The sequence below is a fragment of the Sphingomonadaceae bacterium OTU29LAMAA1 genome (genome assembly GCA_024072375.1).
Classification (GTDB): Bacteria; Pseudomonadota; Alphaproteobacteria; order Sphingomonadales; family Sphingomonadaceae; genus Sphingomonas.
The window spans coordinates 2111161-2134677 of sequence record CP099617.1; the positions used below are offsets into that span (position 1 = coordinate 2111161).

General features: G+C 68.2%; 26 protein-coding genes and 1 tRNA gene. 9 read left to right on the forward strand and 18 right to left on the reverse strand.

Annotated elements, in window-relative coordinates:
- The first annotated feature begins 1 nt into the window (after position 1).
- The 3 genes from NF699_10255 to NF699_10265 all read left to right on the forward strand — a co-directional run bounded on the left by NF699_10255 (position 2) and on the right by NF699_10265 (position 2598).
- The gene (locus NF699_10255) at positions 2-1525 is read left to right on the forward strand and encodes an ATP-binding protein (protein ID USU03474.1); all 1524 of its coding nucleotides are present in this window, start codon (positions 2-4) and stop codon (positions 1523-1525) included.
- Positions 1522-2157, forward strand: a complete 636-nt coding sequence (locus NF699_10260; GenBank protein USU03475.1) for a response regulator — start codon at positions 1522-1524, stop codon at positions 2155-2157. Before NF699_10255 ends, NF699_10260 begins: the two co-directional genes overlap by 4 nt.
- A gap of 93 nt (positions 2158-2250) precedes the next feature.
- Complete coding sequence (locus NF699_10265) at positions 2251-2598, forward strand: response regulator (GenBank protein ID USU03476.1); 348 nt, start codon at positions 2251-2253, stop codon at positions 2596-2598.
- A 30-nt stretch (positions 2599-2628) separates the two neighbouring features.
- Here NF699_10265 and NF699_10270 read toward each other — a convergent pair whose 3' ends face one another.
- On the reverse strand, positions 2629-3072 hold the full coding sequence (locus tag NF699_10270) for a hypothetical protein (GenBank protein USU03477.1): 444 nt from the start codon (positions 3070-3072) through the stop codon (positions 2629-2631).
- Positions 3073-3248: 176 nt separating this feature from the next.
- Here NF699_10270 and NF699_10275 point away from each other — a divergent pair, with 176 nt between their 5' ends.
- A complete protein-coding gene (locus NF699_10275; GenBank protein ID USU03478.1) occupies positions 3249-3902 on the forward strand; it encodes a heme-binding beta-barrel domain-containing protein in 654 nt (217 codons plus the stop codon).
- 52 nt (positions 3903-3954) lie between these two features.
- On the opposite strand, the gene NF699_10280 is transcribed toward NF699_10275, so the two are convergent.
- Both NF699_10280 and NF699_10285 read right to left on the reverse strand, forming a co-directional pair.
- Positions 3955-5055 carry an FAD-dependent monooxygenase gene (locus NF699_10280; protein USU03479.1) on the reverse strand — a complete coding sequence of 367 codons (1101 nt, stop codon included), beginning with the start codon at positions 5053-5055 and terminating at the stop codon, positions 3955-3957.
- A 3-nt stretch (positions 5056-5058) separates the two neighbouring features.
- Positions 5059-6249, reverse strand: coding sequence for an MFS transporter (locus NF699_10285; protein ID USU03480.1), 1191 nt, complete (start codon positions 6247-6249; stop codon positions 5059-5061).
- Between the two features lie 16 nt (positions 6250-6265).
- Here NF699_10285 and NF699_10290 point away from each other — a divergent pair, with 16 nt between their 5' ends.
- The 3 genes from NF699_10290 to NF699_10300 all read left to right on the forward strand — a co-directional run bounded on the left by NF699_10290 (position 6266) and on the right by NF699_10300 (position 8527).
- Positions 6266-7228 (forward strand): LysR family transcriptional regulator, encoded by a 963-nt coding sequence (locus tag NF699_10290; protein ID USU03481.1) that lies wholly within the window; start codon positions 6266-6268, stop codon positions 7226-7228.
- A gap of 136 nt (positions 7229-7364) precedes the next feature.
- A complete protein-coding gene (locus tag NF699_10295) occupies positions 7365-7964 on the forward strand; it encodes a hypothetical protein (protein ID USU03482.1) in 600 nt (199 codons plus the stop codon).
- Positions 7961-8527 (forward strand): hemerythrin domain-containing protein, encoded by a 567-nt coding sequence (locus NF699_10300; protein USU03483.1) that lies wholly within the window; start codon positions 7961-7963, stop codon positions 8525-8527. Before NF699_10295 ends, NF699_10300 begins: the two co-directional genes overlap by 4 nt.
- Before the next feature lie 51 nt (positions 8528-8578).
- Here the strand turns inward: NF699_10300 and NF699_10305 are convergent.
- Positions 8579-8668: transfer RNA gene (locus tag NF699_10305), tRNA-Ser, on the reverse strand.
- A 185-nt stretch (positions 8669-8853) separates the two neighbouring features.
- On the opposite strand from NF699_10305, the gene NF699_10310 reads away from it, so the two are divergent.
- Complete coding sequence (locus NF699_10310) at positions 8854-9624, forward strand: DUF1134 domain-containing protein (protein ID USU03484.1); 771 nt, start codon at positions 8854-8856, stop codon at positions 9622-9624.
- Between the two features lie 63 nt (positions 9625-9687).
- Here NF699_10310 and pyrC read toward each other — a convergent pair whose 3' ends face one another.
- Complete coding sequence (gene pyrC, locus NF699_10315; protein ID USU03485.1) at positions 9688-10725, reverse strand: dihydroorotase; 1038 nt, start codon at positions 10723-10725, stop codon at positions 9688-9690.
- 81 nt (positions 10726-10806) lie between these two features.
- Between pyrC and NF699_10320 the strand changes: the two genes are divergently transcribed.
- The gene (locus NF699_10320; protein ID USU03486.1) at positions 10807-11535 is read left to right on the forward strand and encodes a folate-binding protein; all 729 of its coding nucleotides are present in this window, start codon (positions 10807-10809) and stop codon (positions 11533-11535) included.
- On the opposite strand, the gene NF699_10325 is transcribed toward NF699_10320, so the two are convergent.
- The 13 genes from NF699_10325 to NF699_10385 all read right to left on the reverse strand — a co-directional run bounded on the left by NF699_10325 (position 11514) and on the right by NF699_10385 (position 23462).
- The gene (locus tag NF699_10325) at positions 11514-12830 is read right to left on the reverse strand and encodes a UDP-glucose/GDP-mannose dehydrogenase family protein (protein USU03487.1); all 1317 of its coding nucleotides are present in this window, start codon (positions 12828-12830) and stop codon (positions 11514-11516) included. The genes NF699_10320 and NF699_10325 overlap by 22 nt on opposite strands.
- A gap of 625 nt (positions 12831-13455) precedes the next feature.
- Positions 13456-14577, reverse strand: coding sequence for an OmpA family protein (locus NF699_10330; GenBank protein USU03488.1), 1122 nt, complete (start codon positions 14575-14577; stop codon positions 13456-13458).
- Positions 14578-14691: 114 nt separating this feature from the next.
- Positions 14692-15195: a DUF2793 domain-containing protein gene (locus tag NF699_10335; GenBank protein ID USU03489.1), complete on the reverse strand. Its 504-nt coding sequence runs from the start codon at positions 15193-15195 to the stop codon at positions 14692-14694.
- A gap of 2 nt (positions 15196-15197) precedes the next feature.
- Complete coding sequence (locus NF699_10340) at positions 15198-17357, reverse strand: phage tail protein (protein ID USU03490.1); 2160 nt, start codon at positions 17355-17357, stop codon at positions 15198-15200.
- On the reverse strand, positions 17357-17758 hold the full coding sequence (locus NF699_10345) for a peptidoglycan endopeptidase (protein ID USU03491.1): 402 nt from the start codon (positions 17756-17758) through the stop codon (positions 17357-17359). Before NF699_10345 ends, NF699_10340 begins: the two co-directional genes overlap by 1 nt.
- A complete protein-coding gene (locus tag NF699_10350; GenBank protein USU03492.1) occupies positions 17751-18548 on the reverse strand; it encodes a DUF2163 domain-containing protein in 798 nt (265 codons plus the stop codon). Before NF699_10350 ends, NF699_10345 begins: the two co-directional genes overlap by 8 nt.
- Positions 18545-20809, reverse strand: a complete 2265-nt coding sequence (locus NF699_10355) for a DUF2460 domain-containing protein (GenBank protein ID USU03493.1) — start codon at positions 20807-20809, stop codon at positions 18545-18547. Before NF699_10355 ends, NF699_10350 begins: the two co-directional genes overlap by 4 nt.
- 285 nt (positions 20810-21094) lie before the next feature.
- Positions 21095-21631 (reverse strand): tail tape measure protein, encoded by a 537-nt coding sequence (locus NF699_10360; GenBank protein USU03494.1) that lies wholly within the window; start codon positions 21629-21631, stop codon positions 21095-21097.
- Positions 21624-21827, reverse strand: a complete 204-nt coding sequence (locus NF699_10365) for a phage tail assembly chaperone (GenBank protein ID USU03495.1) — start codon at positions 21825-21827, stop codon at positions 21624-21626. The genes NF699_10360 and NF699_10365 overlap by 8 nt, the downstream gene beginning before the upstream one ends.
- Complete coding sequence (locus NF699_10370) at positions 21824-22138, reverse strand: gene transfer agent family protein (GenBank protein USU03496.1); 315 nt, start codon at positions 22136-22138, stop codon at positions 21824-21826. The genes NF699_10365 and NF699_10370 overlap by 4 nt, the downstream gene beginning before the upstream one ends.
- Positions 22135-22542: a phage major tail protein, TP901-1 family gene (locus NF699_10375; GenBank protein USU03497.1), complete on the reverse strand. Its 408-nt coding sequence runs from the start codon at positions 22540-22542 to the stop codon at positions 22135-22137. The genes NF699_10370 and NF699_10375 overlap by 4 nt, the downstream gene beginning before the upstream one ends.
- Positions 22543-22554: 12 nt before the next feature.
- Positions 22555-22935 carry a DUF3168 domain-containing protein gene (locus NF699_10380; GenBank protein USU03498.1) on the reverse strand — a complete coding sequence of 127 codons (381 nt, stop codon included), beginning with the start codon at positions 22933-22935 and terminating at the stop codon, positions 22555-22557.
- Positions 22932-23462: a hypothetical protein gene (locus tag NF699_10385; protein ID USU03499.1), complete on the reverse strand. Its 531-nt coding sequence runs from the start codon at positions 23460-23462 to the stop codon at positions 22932-22934. Before NF699_10385 ends, NF699_10380 begins: the two co-directional genes overlap by 4 nt.
- Positions 23463-23517 lie beyond the last annotated feature (55 nt).

A 23517-nucleotide genomic window follows, 5' to 3' on the forward strand; every position in this document is an offset into this window, starting at 1 on the left:
GATGCGCGGTGACAGGGAAGCGGGGCGGTGGATCGCCGCCGGCCGGATCGGAATGGCCGCGCTGCTCGCCCTCGGCATCTTTGCGCTCGACGTGCTCAGCCCGCTGCAGGGCGCGGTCGCCGTGCTCTACACGATCGTCGTCCTGGTGGTGGCGCGCGAGCAGCGGCGATCGGCGGTCCATCTGGCCGGATCGGTCTGCGCAACGCTGGCGATCGTCGGCTATTGGATCAGCCACGGTGCCGACGGCATCGGTTCGCCGACGATGCGCCTCGCCGTCAGCCTCGTCGCGATCGCAACCACCGCCCTGCTGTGCGCGCGCCAGATCACGGTGGCGGCGGAGCGGCAGCGCGCCGATCAACGCTATGGCATGATCTTCAACGCGACGGGCTTTCCGATCTGGGAATCCGACTGGTCGGCAGCCTATGCGATGCTCAACGCGGGCGAGACGCCGAACCTCGATCTGGTGCAGCGCGCTGCCGGACGGACCCATATCCGCGATGCGAACCAGGAGGTCGCCCGGCTGTTCGGCTATGCGGATCGTTCCGCCCTGATCGGCGGCAACATCATCGCGCACCACACCGCCTCGGCCCAGACGGCGCAGGTCCGCATCTTCGATCGGTTGGCGCGGGGCGACATGCCGGTGGAGGAAGAGGTGCAGTTCCTCACCACGGCGGGCGAGGTGATCGACGTCGTCCTGCGGGTGACGTTGCCGCCCGACCATCAGGGATGGAAGCATGTGCTGGTCACCGCGCTCGACGTGACGCAGCGCAACCGCGCGCAGGCCCGGCTGGCGGAATCGCAGGCGGAACTGACGCACATGGCGCGCGTCACCACGCTCGGGCAGCTTGCCGCATCGATCGCGCATGAGGTGAACCAGCCGCTGTCGGCGATCATCACCTACGCCAAATCGGGGCGGCGGTGGCTCGCCCGCGAGGCACCGGATGCGGCCGAGGTTGCCGACTGCCTCGATCACGTCGCATCGAACGGGCGACGCGCGGCGGACGTGATCGCCCGCATCCGCGATCTCGCGCGCAAGGCCGAACCCGAACAGGATGCGCTCGCGATCGGATCCCTGGTCACCGAAACCGTCGCGATTCTCGACCGCGAACTGGGTGCCAACGCAATAACATTACGAATGACAATTCCGGACGATCTGCCGCAGGTGAGCGGAGATCGCGTGCAATTGCAGCAAGTGCTGATGAACCTGCTGATCAATGCGCAACAGGCGATGGCGAACACGCCCGCGGATCGCCGCACGCTGTACATCGATGGCGTCCGGGATGGCGGCCATGTCGTCGTCGACGTCAGCGACTGTGGTATCGGCCTCGGCGACACTGATCTGGAAAGCCTGTTTCGCCCCTTCTTCACCACCAAGCAGGACGGCATGGGCATGGGCCTGTCGATCTGCCGCTCGATCGTCGAACAACATGGTGGCAGTCTGACCGCGAGGAGCAATGCGAACGGCGGCGCATGCTTCAGCTTCAAACTGCCGATCGCCGACCTTAGCGAGAGGATCGCGGCATGACGCCGGACTGCATCTGCGTCATCGACGACGATCCCGACGTCCGCGGGTCGATCGGCAGCCTGCTGCGCTCGATCGGCTATGACGTCCGCCTCTACGACGGCCCGGCTGCCTTTCTGGCCGCTACGCCGCCAACCGTGCCCGCCTGCCTGATCCTCGACATCCGCCTGGCGGGTGAAAACGGCCTCGACGTACAGGAGCGGCTTGCCGGGCACGGCATCCACATTCCCGTCGTGCTGATCACCGGCCATGGCGATATCCCGATGACCGTGCGGGGCATGCGCGCCGGTGCGATCGACGTCCTGCCCAAACCCTTCGAGGACGAACAGCTGCTGGCGGCGGTGGCCACCGCGCTGGATACCGATCGCGTGCGGCTGGCCGAGGCCGCAGGCATCGCCGGCCTGCAAGCCTGCCATGAGCGGCTTACCCCGCGCGAAAAGGACGTGATGGCGCTTGTCGTGACCGGCCTGATGAACAAGCAGGTCGCCGCACGATTGTCGCTGAGCGAAATCACGGTCAAGATCCATCGCGGCAACATGATGCGCAAGATGGAAGCGCAATCGCTGGCCGATCTGGTGCGCATGGCCGAGCAGCTCGGCGTCCGCGACGCGACGATCCACCGCTTTAATATCTGAGTATGATGGTATCGCGGTGCCGCACGGCCCAACTACGGTGCTGCGGGCGCGTTCGACCCGGGTTCGGAGTATGCTTTGCCCCATTCCCAGCTTGTGGCCATCGTCGACGACGATCCCGGCGTCCGTGGCAGCATCATCAGTCTGCTTCGGTCGGCAGGGCTGACCGGCATCCCGTTCGCCGACGGCGGCGCGCTGCTAGCCAGCCCGCAACTGGAGGCTTTCGCCTGCATCGTCACCGACGTCCATATGGATGGCATGGATGGCCGTGCGTTGCAGCTCGAGCTGAATCGTCGCGGGTGCGCGCATCCGCTGATCGTGATGACCGCTTTCCCCACGGGGGCGACGCGGGAGCAGATGCTGGCGAGCGGCGCCCGTGCCTTTTTGACCAAACCGATCGACCCGGATACCTTGCTGGAAGCGATCGAGGACGCGGTCGACTGACCCGCAACGGCGCGCGTCTTGCCGGAACGCTCAGCGTGCCGGCGCGCGAATACCCGCGGGGAGCATGTAGGCCGGGCAGTAACGATATTCGGCAGCCGGACCGCGCGTCTTGATGGAAAAGGTCAGCGCGTCGCGGATGCTGACGGTCTGGCGTTCGACGAATCGCGATGCCGGACCCGCGCCGGCGTCGATGCACGACTGGCTGACCTCGTAACGGTTGCCGTGGCGGGACAGGACGCGGGCACGGCAGGCGCGGGTGTGGGGCGTGCTGATGCCGCGACCGTCATAGTGTCGGATCGCCGCATTCGGCGCCGATGCGCAGGTGGTCTCCTTCTGTACGTAGATCCCCGGCTTCAACCGATAGACCCCGCCGGGTCTGGGTGACGGATCGACGCTGGCCACGGCGGCAGGGGCCACGGCGATGGCGACCCCGACCAGCGTGCCGATGGCGAGAAGGATGTTCGATAGACGCATGGGTATCGGTCCCTGGTTAATTCCGCGCCGCCCCTAGCGGAGCGAACCTGAACGCGAGGCGCATCGGTCGCGGGTCCAAACCTAGGTATGGCTGTCGGGTCCGGGCTGCAGGCTTACGGTCCGCTGTGCGCCATCGATGCGCGCGCAACTTGCATCACGTCAGCAGGATATACGCCATGAATCCGATGCCGCACGACATTTTCACCGAGCCGACAGACGTTGATCCCGACACGCTGGCGAACCTGGGCCCGCTTCGCCGCCTTGCCGGTCGCTGGCGCGCGCGCAGGGGCGTCGATCTCGCGCCCAAGCCGGACGGGCCGGAGCGCCGTGTCTTTATCGAGAACATCGATTTTCAGGCGATCGATCCGCAGGCGAACGGCCCCCAGCTTTTCTACGGCCTGCGCTATCACCTCCATATCACGACCGAAGAGGAGGACATCACGTTCCACGAACAGGTCGGGTATTGGCTGTGGGAACCGGCGACCGGACTGGTCATGCAGACGTTGGCGATCCCGCGAGGACAGGTCGCGCTCGCATCGGGTCAGGCCACGCCGGATGCGGACGAGATCGTTGTGACCGCGGCACGCGGCCGAACCGAATATGGCATCTGCTCCACCCAATTCCTCGACCAGTCCTTCCGAACCGACAGCTACCGCATCGCCATCACGTTCAACCCCGACGGAACGTGGAGCTACGTCACCGATACCGAACTCATGGTCGAGGGACGGACCGCGCCGTTCGCCCATCAGGATCGCAACACGCTGCATCGCGTCGGCGATGCGCGCCCGAACCCATGGGCCGCGATTCGCGCAAGACGTCGGGCCGGCTGATCGACGCGACCTGAAGCATGGTCCGCGCTGGCGCGCGCGGACCATGCCGCATCTAGCCGAGTGAGGCGCCCAGGCGGCGTCCGTAATCGACGATGGCACGACCCGTTCCCAGCCGCTCCGCTTCGAAGTCGCCGCGCGCCTCTGACGTCCAGCCCCGATTCACCGCATGGGCGAGCGCCATCGCATCGCCCGCTGCCTTCGCCACGCCCATCGCGGTATGCGGACGTGCCACGAACGCCGCATCGCCGATCAGCGCGAGCCGCCCCGCCGCCATGCGCGGCGTTTCCATGTCGAAGATCGCCTGAACGAACGGCTGCGGCTCCGCCGCGAACACATCGGCGAACGGCCAGGGCAACAGCGAACGCGCCGACGTCACCACCTCTCGCGCGGCGTTGGGTCGCACCGTGCCGGGCGGCAGTGAATACGGATGGACGCGGCCATCGACGTTGGTCAGCGTCGCCGCGAGATCGGGCGTGGTGCGATACCAGACGGCATTGTAGCGCCGCTGCCCCGGTGTCAGCTCCCCGTTCGCGCCGGTGACGGTATAGCCGAGCGCCTGACCGCCGGGCATGTGGAAGAAGGCGAAGCGGTCCGACAGCACATCTGCCGCCGACACGGGCAACAGCGCTTCCGGTACGAGCGCCCGCCACGCCACATAGCCCGTGTAGCGCGGGCCGGCATCGTCCGGCAGCATCGATCGCCGAACCGCCGAACCGATGCCATCGGCACCGATGACGAGATCGGCATGGATACGTTCGCCATCGTCCAGTTCCAGCCACGCACCGTCCGCATCCTGGCCGGCAGCGATCGCGCCGCGCCCGAGATGATAGGCCTCGTCCGGGATCTGCATCCGCGTCGCGACATAGAGGTGATCCCATGAAATCTGCATCTGCGGTGGTCCGCCGGCCGAAGCGATCGAGCCGTCGCGCGCGAGTGTGATGCGCTCTCGCGCGACCACGCCCAGCCGGGCAACCTCGTCCCGCCCGATCCTGTGCAGCAGGTCGAACACCTCCTGTTGCGCGACCAGACCAGCACCACGCCCTTCGAGACCGGCTCTCGATCGTTCGTGGACCTGAACGTCGTGGCCCGCCTTGCGCAGCAGCGCAGCGGCGAACAGGCCGGCCATCGATCCGCCGGCGATGACGATCCACATGGCTCAGCCCTTCCGCTTCAGGCCGGCGAGCTGGATCAGCACGCCAGCGGCGGAGAGGATCACACCGAACATCACAACCGCGATCCAGCCGCCGGCGTTCCACGCGACCGTCGCGCCGGCGGATCCCGCTGCACCGCCCAGGAACATCGCACCCATGAAGATCGTGTTCAGCCGGGCTCGCGCCTCGGGGCGAAGCGCGTAGACGATATGCTGGTTGGAGACGAGCGCGCTCTGCACGCCGAAGTCCAGCAGGACGACGCCGACGATCAGGCCCGCGATCGATCCGAGCGCCCCGAACACCGCCCACGACAGCACCGTCAGCGCCGCGCCGAGCAGAATCACGAGATGCGGTCCGCGACGATCGGCGATCCGCCCCGCGACGGGTGCGGCGAGAACGCCGACGGCTCCGACGATACCGAACAGCCCGGCCACGTCCGCACCGAACGAGAAGCGCGGCTCTTGCAGGTGCAATGCCAGGATCGTCCAGAACGCGCTGAAACCGGCGAACAGCAGAGCCTGCGTGATGGCGGCCTTGCGCAGGGCAGCGAACTCGGACCAGAGGCCACCGAGCGAGCGGAGCAGAGAGCCGTAGCTGTGCGTCGTGTCGGGTACGCTGCGCGGCAGCACCGCCGCCATCAGCACACCGGCACCGACCGCCATCGGCACGCCGAGCCAGAACATCTCCCGCCAACCGGCGTGCGTCGCCACATATCCGGCGAGCGTTCGGCTGAGCAGGATACCGCAGAGCAGCCCCGCCATCACCGTGCCCACGGTCGCGCCGCGCCGCTCCGGCGTCGCGAGGTGCGCTGCGAGCGGCACGATCTGCTGGGCGACGGTCGACAGGATTCCGACGAGCAGCGAGGCGAGGATCACCATCGCAGCGCCCGGAGCGACCGCCGCGATCGCCAGCGCGACGGCAAGACCGCCGAACTGAACGACGATCAGGCGCTTGCGCTCGACCAGATCGCCCAGCGGCACCAGCAGGAACAGCCCCGCCGCATAGCCGAGCTGCGTCGCGGTCGGCACGAAGCTGGTGACGGGGCCGGCCAGGTCCTTTTCCATGATCCCCAGCATCGGCTGGTTGTAGTAGATGTTGGCGACCGCGACCCCGGCGGCGGCGGCCATCGAGAAATTCAGACCGGACCGAAGCCGCGGTCTCGGTGCCGTTTCGGCGGCGTGTGCGGTGGACGTCATGCGAAACCTCCTGGGTATGCAGCGATATGCCCCCATCTGGACCTTGTCGCCTCCACGCATAAGTAGCGCTTTGGTACGAGCCGGCTTATCATACGAAGATATGCTGGAGCTCGCAGACCTCGCCGTGCTGATCGAAGCCGTGCAGCACGGCAGTCTGTCAGCGGCCGGCCGGCGGCTGGGGCTGACGCCATTAGTGGCGTCACGCCGGCTGGCGGCACTGGAGGCCGAAGTCGGTGTCCGGCTCGTGCATCGTACGACCCGATCGCTGTCGCTAACACCCGAGGGCGAGGCGTTCCTGCCTCATGCCGAAGCGATCCTGCTGCACGCCGAAGACGCGCGCGCCGCCGTTGCCGGGAGCGATGAAGGCGCGAGCGGGCTGCTGCGGATTGCAGCGTCGGTGCCATTCGGTCGCAAGGTCCTGACGCCGATGATCGGCGGCTTTCTTGCCGCGCATCCACGGGCCAAGGTGGAATTGCTGCTGAGCGATACGGTGGTGGATATCACTGCGCAGGGCGTCGACGTCGCGATCCGCTTCGGTGAATTGCGCGACAGCAATCTGGTTGCGCGCCGGTTGGCTCACAACAAAAGGGGACTTTATGCGTCGCCGGCCTATCTGGTGGAGCGTGGCGCACCGACCAGGGTTTCCGAGTTGCGGCATCATGAGTGCCTCGCCGTGCCCACCGCCACCCGGCAGTGGGTGTTCGAGCGCAAGGGGAAGACCGTTCGTCAGGCCATAAGCGGCCGCTTTGCCGCGGACAGCATGGAGGCCCTGCACGAAGCGAGCCTTCGGGGATTGGGCATCGTCCAGCTGTCGGAATGGAACGTACGTGAAGACGTCGTCGCGGGACGGCTGAAGGAGATCGGATTGAGCGACGGCGCCGTGCCCGATCAGGGCATATGGGCGGTGCTGCCGACCAAACAGCTCATCCCGCGAAAGGTACATCTCTTTCTCGACAGCCTTTCCAACCATCTTTCATGATCTCGGCCGACAGATCTCTCGACGGGATTGATGTAGTTGAGTGACTATTCGCCGGCCGGACCGTGAACCACAGTGGCAGCGACGAGTTTATAGTAACCGTTGCATAACAGTGGCTTAGTCGAACGGAGAAGGCATAGTGGATGCTGGAACTCTCGTGTCCCGCGGCGCGCGCCGGCGGCTGGCCATGCTGGCTCCGGCGCTGCTGCTGGCGGTTGCCGGTTGCGAAACCGCAACACCGTATCAGCCACTGACCCGCGGCGGCAATGCCCCCGGCGGTTATAGCGACAGCCGGATCGCGCCCGATCGCTTTCGCGTCAGCTTCCAGGGCAACAGCATGACCTCTCGCGAGACGGTGGAGACCTATCTGCTCTACCGTGCCGCGCAACTGACCACGCAGCGCGGTTTCGACTGGTTCATCACCGCACAGCGCAACACCGAACGCCGTACCAACACCTATGTCGACCGGCCGTTCGGGCCCGGACGTTTCGGCTATTGGGGGCCGACTTGGCGCTATCGTTCGCGTGCCTTCGGGTGGCGCAGCTGGGATCCGCTGTGGGGCGACCCCTTCTGGGATCGCAGCGTCGATGTCCGCACCGTCGACCGGTACGAAGCGGTGGCCGAGATCGTCGCCGGCCGCGGACCCAAGCCCGCCGATCCCCGCGCGTTCGATGCGCGCGCGGTGCTGGCCACGCTCGGCCCGCAAATCCGCATGCCGCAGGATGGAGAGACACGATGACCAGTGAAGCGCGCAAATTGGATGGCATCGGTCGAACGGTCGCGATCGGCACGGCGGCGGGAATCGCGGCCGGCCTGCTCGCCAATCTCGTCCGCAAGGCCGCGGTGCAGGCACCGACGGTGGCGGCCGGTCGCTGGGACAAGGCGCTGGCGGCGGAACACGCCGCGGCGCTCAAGCTGTTCGACCTGCTGGAAAAGACCGACGATGGAGCGACGGCGCGGCGCACCATCCTGCTGATGCAGCTGAAGCATGCGATCGGCAAACATGCCTTCCAGGAGGAAAACGTCGTCTATCCCAAGATGCGCGACGCTGGGCTGACGGAGGCGGCGGATCACCTCAATCACGAGCACGGCTACGTGAAACAATATTTCTTCGATCTGGGCGAAATGGCGAAGAGCGATCCGGCCTGGCTGCCCAAGCTGAAGGAATTCCGCGCGCTGATCGAAAAGCACATGCACGAGGAGGAGGAGGACCTGTTCCCCCGACTGCGGGAGCAACTGTCCGAAGCGCAGAACAGGCACATCACGGCGGTGATGAACAAGGAGGGGCTGAAGCTCGCCTGACCCGCGCCACCGGTACGCCTGTCAGTGCGACGTGCCCGATCGGGTACTAAATGGCGGAGACGGAGGGATTCGAACCCTCGATACGGTTTCCCGTATGACGCTTTAGCAAAGCGTTGGTTTCAGCCACTCACCCACGTCTCCGGCTGCGGCAGGACCGGGGCTATAGCGGCGGTCTGCGGGGTGATCAACCGGCAACCGGCATATACCGCCGAACGCGAATTCGCGGCGTATTGCCGTTCGTTCATTGCCCGGCAAGCGCGGTGGTGGTTAACCTCGCGCTGCCGGATCGGGCACGGTCCGGGCCCGGTTCGGGCGAAACGGGGGGAATGGACATGCGTGCGATAGTGTTGGGAATGGCGTTGGCGGCGGTGCTGGCCGGAAGCGCGCCGGCGCAGGTGACGACGATCGACCCCAACCGGGCGATAGACGGCGATCTGGCGACGCCTGCGCCATCCCGTTCACGCCCGACGGCGACGCAAGCCGCACCGCGGGCGGCCGTGCCCGCACCGATCCCGACGGAGCGTGCGCCCACACCCGGCTTCGATGCGCCAATGCCGGTCGAGGCGTCACCGGCGCAACAGGAGGCCCGTGCGGAGGCGACCAATCGCGCCGCCGATACCTATCAACGCGAGGATCTGTTGGCCGCAGGCGAAGGCGTGTTCGGCAAGGGCGCGGCCGGACTCGCCGGACTGCTGGAAAAGGTGCTGAAGGATCAGGGCCAGCCCAACGCCTATATCGCCGGGCGCGAGGCGGCGGGCGCGTTCGTGGTCGGCCTGCGCTACGGGTCGGGCGTCATGAGCCATAAGGTCGAGGGGCAGCAGCCGGTCTATTGGACCGGCCCGTCGATCGGCTTCGACGTCGGCGGCGATGCCAACAAGGTCTTCGTGCTGGTCTACAACCTCTACGACACCGAGGAGCTGTTCCACCGCTTCCCGGCGGCGGAGGGCCGATTGTACCTCGTCGGCGGATTCGCCGCGACCTACCTGCGGCGCGGCAATATCGTGCTGATCCCGATCCGCCTGGGCGTCGGGTATCGCGCGGGCGTCAACGTCGGCTATATGAAGATCACGCACAAGGCGAAGTGGATGCCATTCTAGGCTAGCCGGGCTGCTGGCAAAGCCGCAAGGCTCCGCCAGCAGCCCGCTGACGATCCGCGATCGTTACGCCTCGAAGCGCCAGCCCAGCGTCTCACCGGCCAGGAACGGCACCACCGCCGTTGCGCCCTCGCCGATGTGGTCCGGCACATGCACCGCATCGCGGACCAGCGTCACCGTCCCCTCGTTGAGCGGCAATCCGTAAAAGCGCGCACCATGTTCGGCGGCGAAGCCCTCGAACCGGTCGAGCGCGCCGTCCTCGTCGAATACCTTGAGATACGCCTCCAGCGCATGCGGCGCATTGAAGATCCCGGCACAACCGCAGCCGGATTCCTTCGCGCCGACGACATGCGGCGCGCTGTCCGTGCCGAGGAAGAACCGTGGCGATCCCGACGTCGCCGCCCGCCGTACCGCGATCCGGTGCGCCTCGCGCTTCAGCACGGGCAGGCAATAGGCATGCGGACGCAGGCCACCGTCGAACAGCGCGTTGCGGTTGATCAGCAGATGCTGCGGGGTGATCGTCGCGGCGATCGGATGCGCAGCCTCGGCGACGAAGGCGGCGGCTTCCGCAGTGGTGATGTGCTCCAGCACGATCTTCAACGCCGGATAGTCGCGGGTCAGCGGCGTCAGCACGCGATCGACGAACACCGCCTCGCGATCGAAGATGTCGATGGCGCGGTCCGTCACCTCACCATGGATCAGCAGCGGCATGCCGATCCGCTGCAACGTCTCCAGCACTCCGGTCAGCCGCCGGATGTCGGTGACGCCGTGTGCCGAATTCGTCGTGGCATGTGCCGGGTACAGTTTGCATGCGGTGAAGACGCCCGCCGCATGGCCGCGCTCGATCTCCGCCGGGTCGGCGTCGTCGGTCAGGTAGCACGTCATCAAGGGCGTAAATTTCATATCCTCGTCGAGCGCCGCCATGATCCGCGCACGATACGCTTCGGCCGCTGCGACGCTGGTCACCGGCGGCGTCAGGTTCGGCATGACGATGGCCCGCGCGAACTGCCTCGCGGTGTGACGGGCGACGGCGTCCAGCATTGCGCCGTCACGCAGGTGGACGTGCCAGTCGTCGGGACGGCGGATGGTCAGGCGTTCGATCATGTCGCTCTCCTATCGCGGGTAAGGTGCCGCCGCCAGCGCCCAGCCCTTGGAAATCGATGCGGGCGCCCTAGGTGGACGATCATGGAAGCCACCACATTGATCGATCGCGCGCTGATCCGCCTGTCCGGAGAGGATGTCCGCGCCTTCCTCCAGGGGCTGGTCACCAATGATGTCTCCGGCACCCAACCGATATGGGCAGCGCTGTTGACGCCGCAGGGCAAGGCACTGTTCGACTTCATCGTCTGGCCACAGGATGCGGACCTGCTGATCGATTGCGAGGCAGCGCAGGCGGACGCTCTGGTCCGGCGGCTGGGCTTGTACCGGCTGCGGCGAGCGATCACGATCGCTCGAGACGAGGCGCTGGCAGTCCATTGGGCGATCGATGGCGCGGCCGGCGTTCCAGATCCACGGCTGCCCGCGCTGGGACATCGCTGGATCGCGCCGCCGGCGTCGCCTGCGGAGGGATGGCTGGCGCATCGCCTGTCGCTCGGCGTGACGGAGGGCGTGGCGGAACTCGGCAATGGCGAAACGCTCTGGCTGGAATGCAACGCGCGCGAACTGCACGGCGTCAGCTTCACCAAGGGCTGCTACATCGGGCAGGAGAACACCGCACGGATGCACCATCGGGCCAAGGTCAACCGGCGCCTGATCGTCGCGCCGCTGGGCGACGGCGGCGATCGCACCCGTGCGCGCTATCCCGAACTCGGCGTGATGATCGAACATCGCCGCGTCGAGTCACTGGGCGATGCGCTGATCCCCGCGTGGCTCGATGCGGCAATCGCCGACGATCAGCGACCGACGGCGGTATAGGTAAAGCCCGCCGCTTCCACATCCTCGCGCCGATAGACGTTGCGCAGGTCGACGAGCACCGGTGCGGCCACGATCGATCTCAGCTTGTCGAGGTCGAGCGCACGGAACGCGTCCCATTCGGTCACGATCACCACGGCATCTGCGCCGCTCGCTGCCTCGTACGCGTCCTTGCAATAGATGGCATCGGGCATCAGACGCCGTGCCGGCTCCATACCTTCGGGATCATAGGCACGCACCGTGACGCCCGCGTCGGCCAGCGCCTGCGCGATCGCGATCGACGGCGCATCGCGCATGTCGTCGGTGTTCGGCTTGAAGGTCAGGCCCAGCAACGCCACGCTCTTGCCCTTCGGTTCACCATCGGCGGTGCCTGCGGTCAACGCATGCAGGACCTTGCGGCCCATCGCCCGTTTGCGGCTGTCGTTCACCTTCACCACCGCCTCGACGATATGCACCGGGCTTTCGAAATCCTCCGCGGTCTTCAGCAGCGCCAGCGTATCCTTGGGGAAGCACGATCCGCCATAGCCGGGGCCGGCGTGCAGGAACTTCTTGCCGATGCGGTTGTCCAGACCGATGCCGCGGCTGACGTCCTGCACGTTCGCGCCGACCGCCTCGCACAGATCGGATATCTCGTTGATGAAGGTGATCTTGGTCGCGAGAAACGCGTTGGCGGCGTATTTGATCAGCTCGGACGTGCGGCGGCCGGTGAACAGGATCGGTGATTCATTCAGATAGAGCGGACGATAGATGCCGCGCATCACCTTGCGCGCGCCCTCGTCGTCCGTACCGATGACGATCCGGTCGGGCCGCTTGAAATCGCCGATCGCGGCGCCCTCCCGCAGGAATTCGGGATTGGAGACCACCTGTACATCCACATCCGGACGGTGCTCGCGCAGGATCGCCTCGACCTTGTCGCCGGTGCCGACGGGGACCGTGGACTTCGTGACCAGAACGGTCGGTCCGGTCACCGCCGCCGCGATCTCCTCCGTCGCGGCGAACACGTAACTCAGATCGGCATGCCCGTCGCCACGGCGCGACGGCGTGCCGACGGCGATGAAGATGGCGTCCGCACCCGCGACCGATATGGCCAGATCGGTGGTGAAGCTCAGCCGTCCGGCCGCGACATTGGTCGCCACCAGCGCCTCGAGCCCCGGTTCGTAGATCGGCATACGCCCCGCCCTCAGCGCGGCGATCTTGGCCTCGTCCTTGTCGACGCAGATCACGTCGTGGCCGAAATCGGCGAAGCAGGCGCCGGACACCAGACCGACATAGCCCGAACCGATCATCGTGATGCGCATCGAAACCCCTTGGCGGATGGAAGGAACACCGGACGGGCGCTCTCTAGCCGAACAGCCGACGATTGCCAGCGTTCCGATACGTCCGGCATGGGAGATCTACGATCGTCTGCGCGCCCTCGTCATTGCGGCCAGCGCGACGCAACCCAGGCTTGCAGCCCACCGCTAGGGACCTCTCGTCGCGACCTTCTCGCAGCGACGGTCGAAGGAATGTACCCGCAACCGCATCATGTCGGCAGAACGCCTTGAACCTGAGACAACCGGCATCCCGATTTTCCGGGCGACAGTCGACCCCGGTCGGAAGGAAGCGACCACCATCGTCCGACGTCAGCGGTGATCCGCTTCGCCTCCGCAGGCTGGAAGCAAAGATTATGTTTCCGCCAAAGCGCAACCCGGGATCAGGCACATTCACACCGTTCACGAGCTACCGCCGACGCAAAGGCATGGGGAGGCCCGGTCGCCTCAAACATTATCGGCCGGTGGACCCAATTAACGCAGTCGGAATGTCAGCCACGCATCTGCCCTATCCCGCTCTTCCATCGATGCGCGCCCAATTCGCCGCACAAACAAAAGGGGAGGCCGGCTCGCGCCGACCTCCCCGATTGTATTCCCGACGGTGGGACTGGTCTTACTGACCAGCGCCCGGACCGTAGGTGACTTCCACGCGACGGTTCTGCACTTCGCGAACGCCGTCGGCGGTGTCGACGCGCGGACGGCTCTCACCGAACGCTTCGGTCGAGATGACGCTGTCGGGCACGGCGTGCGACGACAGGTAAGCCTTGACCGAGTCAGCACGACGCTGCGAGAGGCCGACGTTGTACGAAGCGGCACCCGACTTATCGGCGTGACCTGCCAGCATGACCTGCGCGTTACCGCAGTTCTGGTACTGGCTGACCGCGTTGTCGAGGATCGAACCGGCTTCCGGCGTGATGTCCGACTTGTCCCATTCGAAGAACACGATGAACGGACCAGGCGAGCAGACCGGCGGCTGAGCGACGGGTTCAGGCGCAGGCACAGGAGCCGGCAACGGAGCGGGTTCGACCGGCGCCGGCGGAGGCGTTGGCGTACCGAAGTTGTACGTCAGGCCGCCCAGGATGCTGTGCGAACGGAAACGACCCTCGAAGGTGCGGTTCGTCACGTCGACCAGCTTGACGTTGTCGGCGTTGAAGAAGCGATACTTCAGCGTCGCGTCGATGTGGTCGGTCAGCGGAGCGCGGACGCCTGCCAGACCCTGCCATGCGAACACGGTGTCCGAATCGTCGACGAAGTTGCCGCGGGTGTTGAGCGCGTAGTTCGCCTTCACGCGAGCGACGCCGACACCGCCGCCGACGAAGCCCTGGATGCCGTCGTCTTCACCGAAGTCGAGCAGGCCGTTCAGCATGAAGCTGAGCGCCGAGGTCTTGCCACCGGCATAATCATAGCTGCCAGCCGGGGTAGCGACGATCGCACCCGCGGTGTTGTAGCGCGGCGTGGTGACGGTCGAGGTGTAGCCATCGACAGTCGCGCTCTTGTAGCCAACTTCGGTCTCGACGCGGAACCCGCCGAAATCGTAACCGATGACGCCATCGACGTCGTAGCCATAGTTGTGATCGACCGATGCGGCATTGGCGGTGGCGCCGATGTCATAATCGATGTCTTCGACGATCATCGCGCCGCCTTCGATGCCAACGTACCACGACTTGTCGCGGGCGAGGGCAGGAGTGGCGAGCGCGGTGGATGCAAGTGCCAGAACGACGGCAAGCTTCCGCATAGAATTCCCCTTTCTTGAGTGTCACTACGGACAGCGCAAACTCACTATCCGAGGGTTGGTTTCCACGCAAGCGCACAAAAGGCGGGACCTGTGGCAAGGATGCCACACATCGGGTCATCCGGCGATCAGCCCGTGTTGTCGCAACGCGCCGAGGATCGCCGTCACTGCGATCCGCGCGACTTCGTCCCCCGCCCCGCCCCCCGCCGGATCGGCGATAGCGGCCTTTTGCGTGCCGACGACGGCCTTTCCGCCGATGACCAGACGCGCGGCCGTCACGTCACCATCCTGCCACACACCTGATCGGTAAGCTACTGTGGTACCAGACGAAATGCTCCACACTTGCAGGCCTTCGACGGGCCGGGCGAACCGCCAGCCGCCCGTGGTCCAGCCCGCCAGCGCTCGACCATGGCCGGTCCAGTCGCCGGTCGGCGTCGTACCGATGATCCAGCATTGGCCAACCGACGGAGCGGCCGGCGGAATATTCAGGCCGACGGCGATCACGGCCGCCTGCATAACCATATCGATCCGCGTCAGCGCCTCGTTATGCGTCAGTTCCTTGCCTGCCTGCCCTGCGGCCAGCAGCGGTATGCCGAATCGTGAGGTCATCTGGTCGTCCATGATCATACTCCGTGATCGAGAGGGAATGTCGCGGCCACCGACGTTGCCAGCGTTCCACGCTGCACGACCGTTATCGTCGCCGGCATCGCCGGGCTCCGGGCGGCAGGGATCAGCAACGACGATTGCCCGACGACATCGAACACCCCGCGCTCGCCGGCCGCATCGTCGATGGAGATGCGATAGGCCTCCGTCTCCTCGGCCAGCGGGACATCGATGCCGTCGCTCCACGACCATCCCGTCCGGCTGCGCCGCGTCCATTCGATCCGCAGCCCACCGCCCGCGGCATTTGCCACGGCCAGATGGACGGGCGACGGCGGGGCAACCGATGCGCCGACGACCTCGACCCCGGCCTCGACCGGTCCGGTCGCATCGCCCACTCCGCTGGCCAGCACCCGGATACGCCGTCCGATCGCGGACGCCGGCAGATCGATCGCAGCGAGCGCCTCGCGTTCGATCAGAACGAATGCATCCCCCACCGCCTGCACGCCGATCGCATGCTCCGTACCGCGCAACCCGCGCCGCAGGTCGGACAGCGCCCATCGTCCGCCGCCCAGCGGTTCGGCCCGCGCGAACTGGATCAATTCGCCGCCGACCAGCGCAAGATTGTCGCCCCGCGCCAAGCTCGTCGCATCGGCATCGGCCAGCATCATGTCCGCACGGTTCAGCGCGACCACCATCCGGCTACGGCGATCCGTCAGCGTCGCGCCCGTCGCCAATGGCGACACCACGATCCGCCCCATCACCGCCGGTGCCGCCGTAGTCCCCGCCCCGGTCCAGCTCGCGCCATCGTCCAGGCTGTACAGCAGCGCCGCCTGTCGCCAGCCGGCGCCGGCACCATTGGCCATCACGCTGATCCTCGGCCCGCCGAGCGGTTCCGCCAGCCCGGGAAGCTCGGCGATGACGAGCATCGTCGCTCCGACCATCAGGTCCGCCGCCGCGACCATCTGCCCGCTGGTCGCGCGCGCCGCGACCGGACCGCTCGTCAGCGGCACCAGCTCCAGCGTCGTCACCATCGCTTCGACCTGTGCCCCGGCCACCCGCCAGCGCCCGTCCTCCCCGGCTATGGCGACGATCGCACCGGGCGCGATGCCCATGTCGGCGATGCCGAGCGCGACCCGCCGCCGCACACGCCCGGCCTCGCCCCTGGCAATCAGCGCCTCCGCAACCGCCTTGGCCGCACCCGCGTCGAGCACCGCGGGCAGCTCGACACGGTCGATCCCCCCTCCCGGTCCCGGTCGCCGGGCCCGCTGCACGCCGATCTGATAGTCGCGCGCGGGGTCATGATGGGCGACCGTCACCTCACGCGCCACGGTATCGACGCCCGCGATCGTCCGCCGCCCGCGCCGGCCGGAATATCCCGCATCCATTCCGTCATCCCGAATCGCGATCGGTACGCCGACATCCGTCCGGTGCACGATCCGCGCGCCGTCGACCTGCCACCAGCCGCCGTCCATCAGCGTCAGCGTATCCAGCACCCCCCGGACGCTCGCCCCCGACGCCGCGAAGCCACCCAGCATCACGCCGCCCACCCCGTCGACGTCCCCCGCCAGTGCCGCCGCGATCGCGCCGCTCGCCACCGGCCCCGCGTCCGCCTCCACCTCGAAGGTCAGCGACGGGATGCGGTTGCCGTAATCCGCCAGCTGCATCCCCTCGAACACCGCATAGGCGATCCCACGATACGCCGGCGTCGCGCCCGTCGCCGACGCGATCAGCGGATCGACCGGCTGATCCTCACCACCCCGATGCAGCCGGAACCCGGTCCGGTTCTTCCAGTCCCCCGCCGCCCCGCGCAGCAATTTGCCCTCCGCCCAGATCCGCCGCACGCCGACGATCCGCCGCGCGGACAACGCCACCGCGAACGACGCCGAGTAATTGTAGCTGTTCGTGCCCGGCTGCCCCTTGCCGCTGCGGCTGGTCGTGCGCGTCTCGATCAGGTCGGTCGACCAGATCACCGTCCCCGCCACCCGCATCGTCCCGAACAGCTTGGGAATCTGCGTGCCATAGCTCGACGTCTGCATCGCCAGCTCGGTCAGCCGCGGCCCCTCGCGCGCCGCGCCGCGAAACAGCCGCCCGTCGATCGCCTGCCCGGCCAGCCCGCCGAGCAGTCCACCGATCGGCCCGCCCAGCACCCGCCCGACCGTCGTCAGCACCAGCGTCGCCATCAGCTTCCTCCCCCATATCGCCAGACCCCGATCGATGGCCAGTCCGACGGCCCCGGCCGCTCGACCACACGCCGCAGCGCCGCATCCGCATGGACGATGCCGCCCACGGTCCGGACCGCCCCGTGCCATTGCCTCATGCCGACATCGAACAGCAGCACGTCGCCCGGTGCCGCATCGTCGACCCGCGCCAGCACCGCGTCGAACCGCTTCGCGATCTCCACGCCGTCGCCGCCGCGCAGCGGATAACCGGTCGGCACAACGCCGTCCCAGCCCGCCGCCCGCAGTGACGCCGCGATGACCCCGATACAGTCCAGCCCGTGTGCGGGGTCGCGCCCGTGCAACCGGAACCGCACACCGATCAGCGCCTGCGCCGCCCCGGCGACCCGCGCGCCCTCATCCACCGGGATAGCGCGTCAGCAGGTCCACCCCCGGCAGATGCGGTTCGCCGCGAAAGTTCGCCGCATTCCCGAACCGCGTCGCGCATGTCGCCAGGCTCTTGTCGCACCCCTCGACCAGCTCCACCAGCGCGCCAGCGACCACCGCAAACGCCGGCACCGTCCGCAACGTCACCATCGCCCCGGCAGACCCCGCGATCGCCTGCTCCAGCCCACCATTCGCGCCGCCGAACCACCGCAACAGCCCGCCCGCATAGCCGTCGGCCACCGGCTCGGCCGCATCCAGCGTCAGCACCCGCCCCGCCACGCCGGTCACCCGCGCAAACCGCCGCCGGCCGGCCAGCGCCACCCGACATCGCCGATCGCCCAGCTCGGCGCGGCACTCCGCCGATGTTTCCTCGACCACCGGCCGCGCCAGCGCCGCGCTCGCTCCGGCCAGTTCGGCGGTGAAGCCGTCCTCGCTCAACTCGACGGCGCCGATCCGCCCCTCGCCCAGCGCCGCCAGCGTCGCGCCCGTTTCCCAATCCGCCGCGAACAGCCGCACGCGGGCGCCATCCCAGCGCCCCGCGATCAGATCCGCCTCGCCGATCGCCGCACCGCTCAGCGCGCCGCCGATATCCATCGTATCCGCCTCCAGTCCCGCCGACCGATGCACCGCCGACGGCGTCATGCCCGGCGCCGCACGATACGCCAGTCCGTCGATCGTCAGGTCGCGGTCGTGCGTGGTCAGCCCGATCGCCACGCCGTCCCGTCGCTCGACGCGCCAGCACAGCACCGCGCATGTCACCGCGCTCACCCGCGCACCTCGATCAGCGGCACCGACGCGGCCTCGCCCGCCAGGAACGTCGCCCGCGTCACCCGAAGCCGATCCTCCGCGAACCGCACCATGACGTCGAAGGTGAAGCTCGCACGCACCACCGCCCCCGCCGGCGGCGCTGCATCCAGCACGATCGTTCCGCCCGCTTCCACTTGAAAGCCCTGCGTTGCGACCCCGTCCACCGCGACACGGACGCTCCCCGTCACCGGCCGGACAATCCGCCGCACCACCCCGTCGTAATGCTTCACCAGCGCAAAACGCCGCCCGATCGCATCGCCCCGCCCCAGCACCTCGTCCACGCCGGTCGCATCGAACGGATCGCGCAGCCGGAAAGCACGTGCTGGCCCCATCCGTGCCCGGAAGAAGCCCAGCAATGTCGCGATATCCGCTTCCGACCGAACGCCGGGGCCGACGTCATACTGCGTCCGCGGCTCCGCCCAGCCGACGTTGCGCTGCTCCGCGCCGCCCGCCGCCGTCAGGATCGCGGTGGAAAAGGTCGGCGCCACCTCCGCCTCGCGCCCCAGCGCGATCGGGAACAGCACGTCGTCGTAATCCTGCACGTCCTCGTCTCCCTCGAAATGGACGAACCCGTCGCGCATCACCTGCGGCAACGCCCACAGGAACACCGCCGCGACCCCGCGCCGTCGCGCCGCCAGCCCCGCCGCCGCGATCAGCGCCCATTGCGCCGCCTGATCGGGCCGCAGGACGAAGCCCGACAGATAATGCTGCCGCGCCCGGGGATAGCCCAGCCGGGCTTCCGCCGCCGCGACGCCGCGCACGGTCGACGCGACGTCGCCCTCCGTCACCCAGTCGTAATCTTCCAGCTGGAGCACGTCGAAGGCGGGATAGGCCCAGCCGACCGGCATATTGGCGCGCTTCAGCTCCGGCGCCTGCCCGTCCAGCACGGTCGGCAGATACGTCAACAGATAGCTTTCGCACGCCGGAAATGTCGTCTTCACCGCCGCAACCAGACTGGCGGTCGACGCCGCCAGCGCTGCGCCCGCCCGATCCATCGTCGCTGTCTGCGCGACGTCCATCGTCATCCGCACGCGCGGGATCGCCACCGGCGCCAGCGCCGCGACCGCCGCCGCATCGTACAGGCACGGCCGCCCGTCGGGCATCGTCCACCACCACGGCTCGCCGACCTGGAACTTCGGTGCCAGCCCCGCCGCGACACCGATGCCCACGAACGCCGCCGCCACCTGCCGCAAATACCCCATCGCGCCGTCGTGGCAGGGCGATAGCAGCGTCGACGGCGGCTCCCACCCGGTCAGCGCCGGCGCGCCATCCGCCGCCCGCTGCTTCCAGTCGTTCCAGCAATGCGCGTCGAACAATTCGTAGCTGAGCGACCAGATGACGTCATAGCCCAGCGCCCGCGCCCTCACTGCAAAGTCGCGATGCCACGCCGCGCAGGCCGTATTCAGCACGCCGCCGCTCAGCCCGACATAGAACCCGCCGTACAGCGCTTCGAGCCGGAAATAATGGCTCATCCCGACGTAATGCGTGATCGCCCCGCGATACCCCAGATGCAGCGCATTGCGCAGCAGCCGCGCCGGCGTCAGATTGTAGCTGTCGTCATAGCCGCTCGCGATCGCGAAGCCGTGCTCCGGCACCACTGCATCGCCGATCGCCAGCACTGCGCCCGGCCCGTCGCAGGCGATCCCGGTCCATTCGACCCAGCCCTCCTGCGCCCCCGCCAGCGCCCCGTCGCTGCCATCGTAATCCGGCGCGACCAGCGACACGAACATCCGGTCGATATTCCCCGCCCACACGGGATCGGCTTCCCCGGGCAACAGGAACCCACCCAACAGGTTCGCGAAATCGATCTCGACGACCGCATCCTCGGTCGTACCTGTCGCATAATTCCACAATCGCACGTACCAGGCCCGCGGTGCGCCAGAGGCATCGCGCCCCTCGATCGTCAGCGTCGGGCCGTTGACCGCATCCAGCGGCTTGATTCCCTGCGACCGCCACCGGAACTTCAACCGGCATTCCCGGAAATCCCGCGAGGTTTCATACCGCAACAGCGCATGATCGAAACGGTCCTCCGCCTCCCAGATCAACCCCGCCAGATCGTCGCGCTTGTAGAACACGGCATCCACCCGCAGCGCATCCGCCGCCGGATTGGTCACCGCCGCCATCATCGGCCGCGGAAAATTGACCGTCCAGAACCGCGGATCGAAGCGCGTCACCACCCCCTCCACCTGCTGCTCGCGCCGCGAACACAGCCAATGCGCCATGACATGTCTCCCGAAACCGAATGCATTCCTCCCTCGACTGGGAGGTGACGCGCAAAAAACGCCGACACCGTGGGCGAAAAACCGGGCGCAAAGCCCACCTCCCCCTCGCGGGCGAGGAACGAGAAAACCCGACAATTCCTCCCTCGCTTCAGCGGGGGAGGGGGACCGCCGGCGCAGCCGGTGGTGGAGGGGGCGCTTCCGCAGGCGACGACGCTCGTAGCTCACGTCCACCTCCGTCATCGCTGGAGCGCCGCCCCCTTGCGGAAAAGGAATGAGGCACACGCCCTACCCCTCCAAAGCAGCCCGGACCGCCCTCGCCACCTGTCTCCCGGAACGCTGCAAAGCCGCCGGAGCCTCCCCCGCTCCCGCCTGCACCGTGATCGACACCCGCACGTCGCGACCGCCAGATCCGCCAGCCTCGACCCGCCCGCTCGACGTCGGCACGAACACCTCCGGCCCCCGCTCCCCCACGACATAGCCGCGCCCCGGCGATACCGGCCCACCCGTCGCCCGCCCCGGCAACCCGACGAGTCCCGCCAGCACGCCCCCCAGCGAACTGCCGCCGGTCACCGCGCCCACCCCGCTCCGCACCGCCGCACGGGCAACCTCGGCCAGCACCCCCAGCGCGACGCCCTTCAGATCCTCGAACCCGAACTTGCCCGCCCGTACCGATCGCAACAAAGCACTCTCGATCGCCCGCCCCGCCCGCTCGGCCCCGGCACCCAGCGACCCTTCCATCGTCGCTCGCATCGCCTCGACCTCGCGCGCGAAGCCCGCCGTGTCGGCCCGTACGCCGACCACCATCCGCTCGACCTCATCCATCCGGAAACGCCTCCCGCATCGCCGCCAGCGTGGCTGCATCGGGCGGCGTCACCGCCCCCTCGCCGCCGCCACTCGCCGCCGTCACCACCGTCGCCAGTTCGGCCGGCGTCGCCCGCCAGAACGCATCCGGGCTCCACCCCAGCACCGCGCCCGCAAACCCCGCTAGCCGCACCGCGCTCTCTGCAAATGCCGTCACCGCCCCGCCAGGATCTGCCCGAGCAGCACCCGCAGCACCGGCGTCAGCTTCGCCAGCCCCAGTTCGATCAGCGCCTCGCCCAGCCGCTCGCGCGTCATCCCCTCCGGCAACTCGCGCAGGCAGTGCCAGAACAGCGCCACCAGTTCGCCCAGCCCCAGCCGCCCCTCCGCCGCCCGCTCGACCAGCGCGAACAGCGGCCCCAGCTCGCCTTCCGCCGCCACCAGCGCCGCGAACGACGGCCGCAGCACCAGATCGCAGCCATCGACCCGCAGCGAACACTCGCCGCGCACCGGGTTCGCCGCGCCGCTCACGCCACCACCACCGGCCCGGAACTCTCCAGGCTCAGCGTGTAGGATCGCTCCCCGTTGAAATCGCCGGCGTAATCCAGCCGCGTCACCAGGAACCGCCCGGTCATGCTGTCGCCGCTCTCGAAGCTCAGCCGGTAATCGTCGAGCACGCCCGACAGCGCGCTCGCCTTCACCCGCACCTCCGCCGCCGATCCGGTGAACACGCCCGCGCCCGACACGCTGACGCTGCGCACCCCCGCGCCCGACAGCAACTGCCGCCAGCCGCCCGAATCCTTGTTGGTCACCACCACCGCTTCGCCGTTGACGCTCAATTGCGTCGTGCGCAGCCCCGCCACCGTCGCGAACGCCGGCACCATAGCGCCGTCGCCCACCTTCAGCAGGAACGCACTGCCCCGTTCCACCGCCATGTCTTGTCTCCCCTAGTTGTTGCGGAACATCCGCACCGCGAACACGCTCGTCGCCGTCCAGCGCTCGCCCTTCGACTGCACCACCGAACCACGCACCAGCCGCACATGAGTCACCCGCCAGCCCTCGCCGAGTTGCGCCGGCAGCGTCGCCATCCGCTCCTCCACCGCTGCGGTCAGCGCCCGCACCCGCTCCGGCGACACGCCACTGTCGACGCACGCCACCGCCACCGAACCGACGCGCCCCAGCACGCCGACCGCATCGCCCGCCGCCAGCCCCGGGTCGTCGACCACTACATAGGGCATCGCCCCCCGCGCCGGCGGCGCGTCGAACACCCGGCCGAGCCCCGCCAGATGCGCCACCACCGCCGCGCGCAGCATCGCGCCCGCGCTCACAGCCGCATCCTCCGATACGGCCGCCACAGCGCCGCCACCGCCGCCGGCGGCTCCGCGCTCCCCTCGCGATGTTCGAACAGATGCGCCGCCAGCAGCACCACGCCCTGCGCCACCGGCTCGGGCAGCGCCGTCCAGTCCGCCGCCAGCCCCGCGGTATAGCTCACCGTCACCCGGCTCGCCCCGCCCGGCGCGGTCACCCGCACCCAGCCGACACCGCCCGCATCGATATCCACCGCATAGGCGCCCACCGGCAGCACGAACGGCTCCCCCGCCGCCGGCAACCCGGTCAGCCCCGCGATCGCGCTCACGGGCATCTGCACCAGCCGCTGCCAGTCCCGCCCGACGCCGATCACATCCTCGCACACCCGCCCGATCAGCCGCTGCCCGCAGAACGCCTCCGCCAGCGCCAGCGCCGACCCCGCCCCGCGCGTCAGCACCGCATCCGGCGCCTCCACGATCCGCAAATACGCCCCCGCCGCAGCCGCCGCCGCAGCGACCACCCCGACCGGCATCGCCGCCCCCGCCATCAGCATTTTCCTTCGATTGAGGCGGTGCCGGCCCGCTCCCCCCTTCCGGCCACCC

Excerpts from the sequence above, each read along its gene's own strand:
- NF699_10280 (USU03479.1), bottom strand. The coding sequence starts at position 5,055 with ATGTGGATCGTCATCGCCGGCGGATCGATGGCCGGCCTGTTCGCCGCT.
- NF699_10355 (USU03493.1), bottom strand. The coding sequence starts at position 20,809 with ATGGCGCATTGGCTGTGTTCGCGGCGCGAGCAGCAGGTGGAGGGGGTG.
- NF699_10340 (USU03490.1), bottom strand. The coding sequence starts at position 17,357 with ATGGCGACGCTGGTGCTGACGACGGTCGGGCGGGTGCTGGGCGGGCCG.
- pyrC (USU03485.1), bottom strand. The coding sequence starts at position 10,725 with ATGATCGAACGCCTGACCATCCGCCGTCCCGACGACTGGCACGTCCAC.
- NF699_10290 (USU03481.1), top strand. The coding sequence starts at position 6,266 with ATGCAGCGATATGCCCCCATCTGGACCTTGTCGCCTCCACGCATAAGT.
- NF699_10255 (USU03474.1), top strand. The coding sequence starts at position 2 with ATGCGCGGTGACAGGGAAGCGGGGCGGTGGATCGCCGCCGGCCGGATC.
- NF699_10360 (USU03494.1), bottom strand. The coding sequence starts at position 21,631 with ATGGATGAGGTCGAGCGGATGGTGGTCGGCGTACGGGCCGACACGGCG.
- NF699_10330 (USU03488.1), bottom strand. The coding sequence starts at position 14,577 with ATGCGGAAGCTTGCCGTCGTTCTGGCACTTGCATCCACCGCGCTCGCC.
- NF699_10260 (USU03475.1), top strand. The coding sequence starts at position 1,522 with ATGACGCCGGACTGCATCTGCGTCATCGACGACGATCCCGACGTCCGC.
- NF699_10335 (USU03489.1), bottom strand. The coding sequence starts at position 15,195 with ATGGACGACCAGATGACCTCACGATTCGGCATACCGCTGCTGGCCGCA.
- NF699_10385 (USU03499.1), bottom strand. The coding sequence starts at position 23,462 with ATGGCGGGGGCGGCGATGCCGGTCGGGGTGGTCGCTGCGGCGGCGGCT.
- NF699_10270 (USU03477.1), bottom strand. The coding sequence starts at position 3,072 with ATGCGTCTATCGAACATCCTTCTCGCCATCGGCACGCTGGTCGGGGTC.
- NF699_10320 (USU03486.1), top strand. The coding sequence starts at position 10,807 with ATGGAAGCCACCACATTGATCGATCGCGCGCTGATCCGCCTGTCCGGA.
- NF699_10275 (USU03478.1), top strand. The coding sequence starts at position 3,249 with ATGAATCCGATGCCGCACGACATTTTCACCGAGCCGACAGACGTTGAT.
- NF699_10310 (USU03484.1), top strand. The coding sequence starts at position 8,854 with ATGGACATGCGTGCGATAGTGTTGGGAATGGCGTTGGCGGCGGTGCTG.
- NF699_10375 (USU03497.1), bottom strand. The coding sequence starts at position 22,542 with ATGGCGGTGGAACGGGGCAGTGCGTTCCTGCTGAAGGTGGGCGACGGC.
- NF699_10325 (USU03487.1), bottom strand. The coding sequence starts at position 12,830 with ATGCGCATCACGATGATCGGTTCGGGCTATGTCGGTCTGGTGTCCGGC.
- NF699_10285 (USU03480.1), bottom strand. The coding sequence starts at position 6,249 with ATGACGTCCACCGCACACGCCGCCGAAACGGCACCGAGACCGCGGCTT.
- NF699_10300 (USU03483.1), top strand. The coding sequence starts at position 7,961 with ATGACCAGTGAAGCGCGCAAATTGGATGGCATCGGTCGAACGGTCGCG.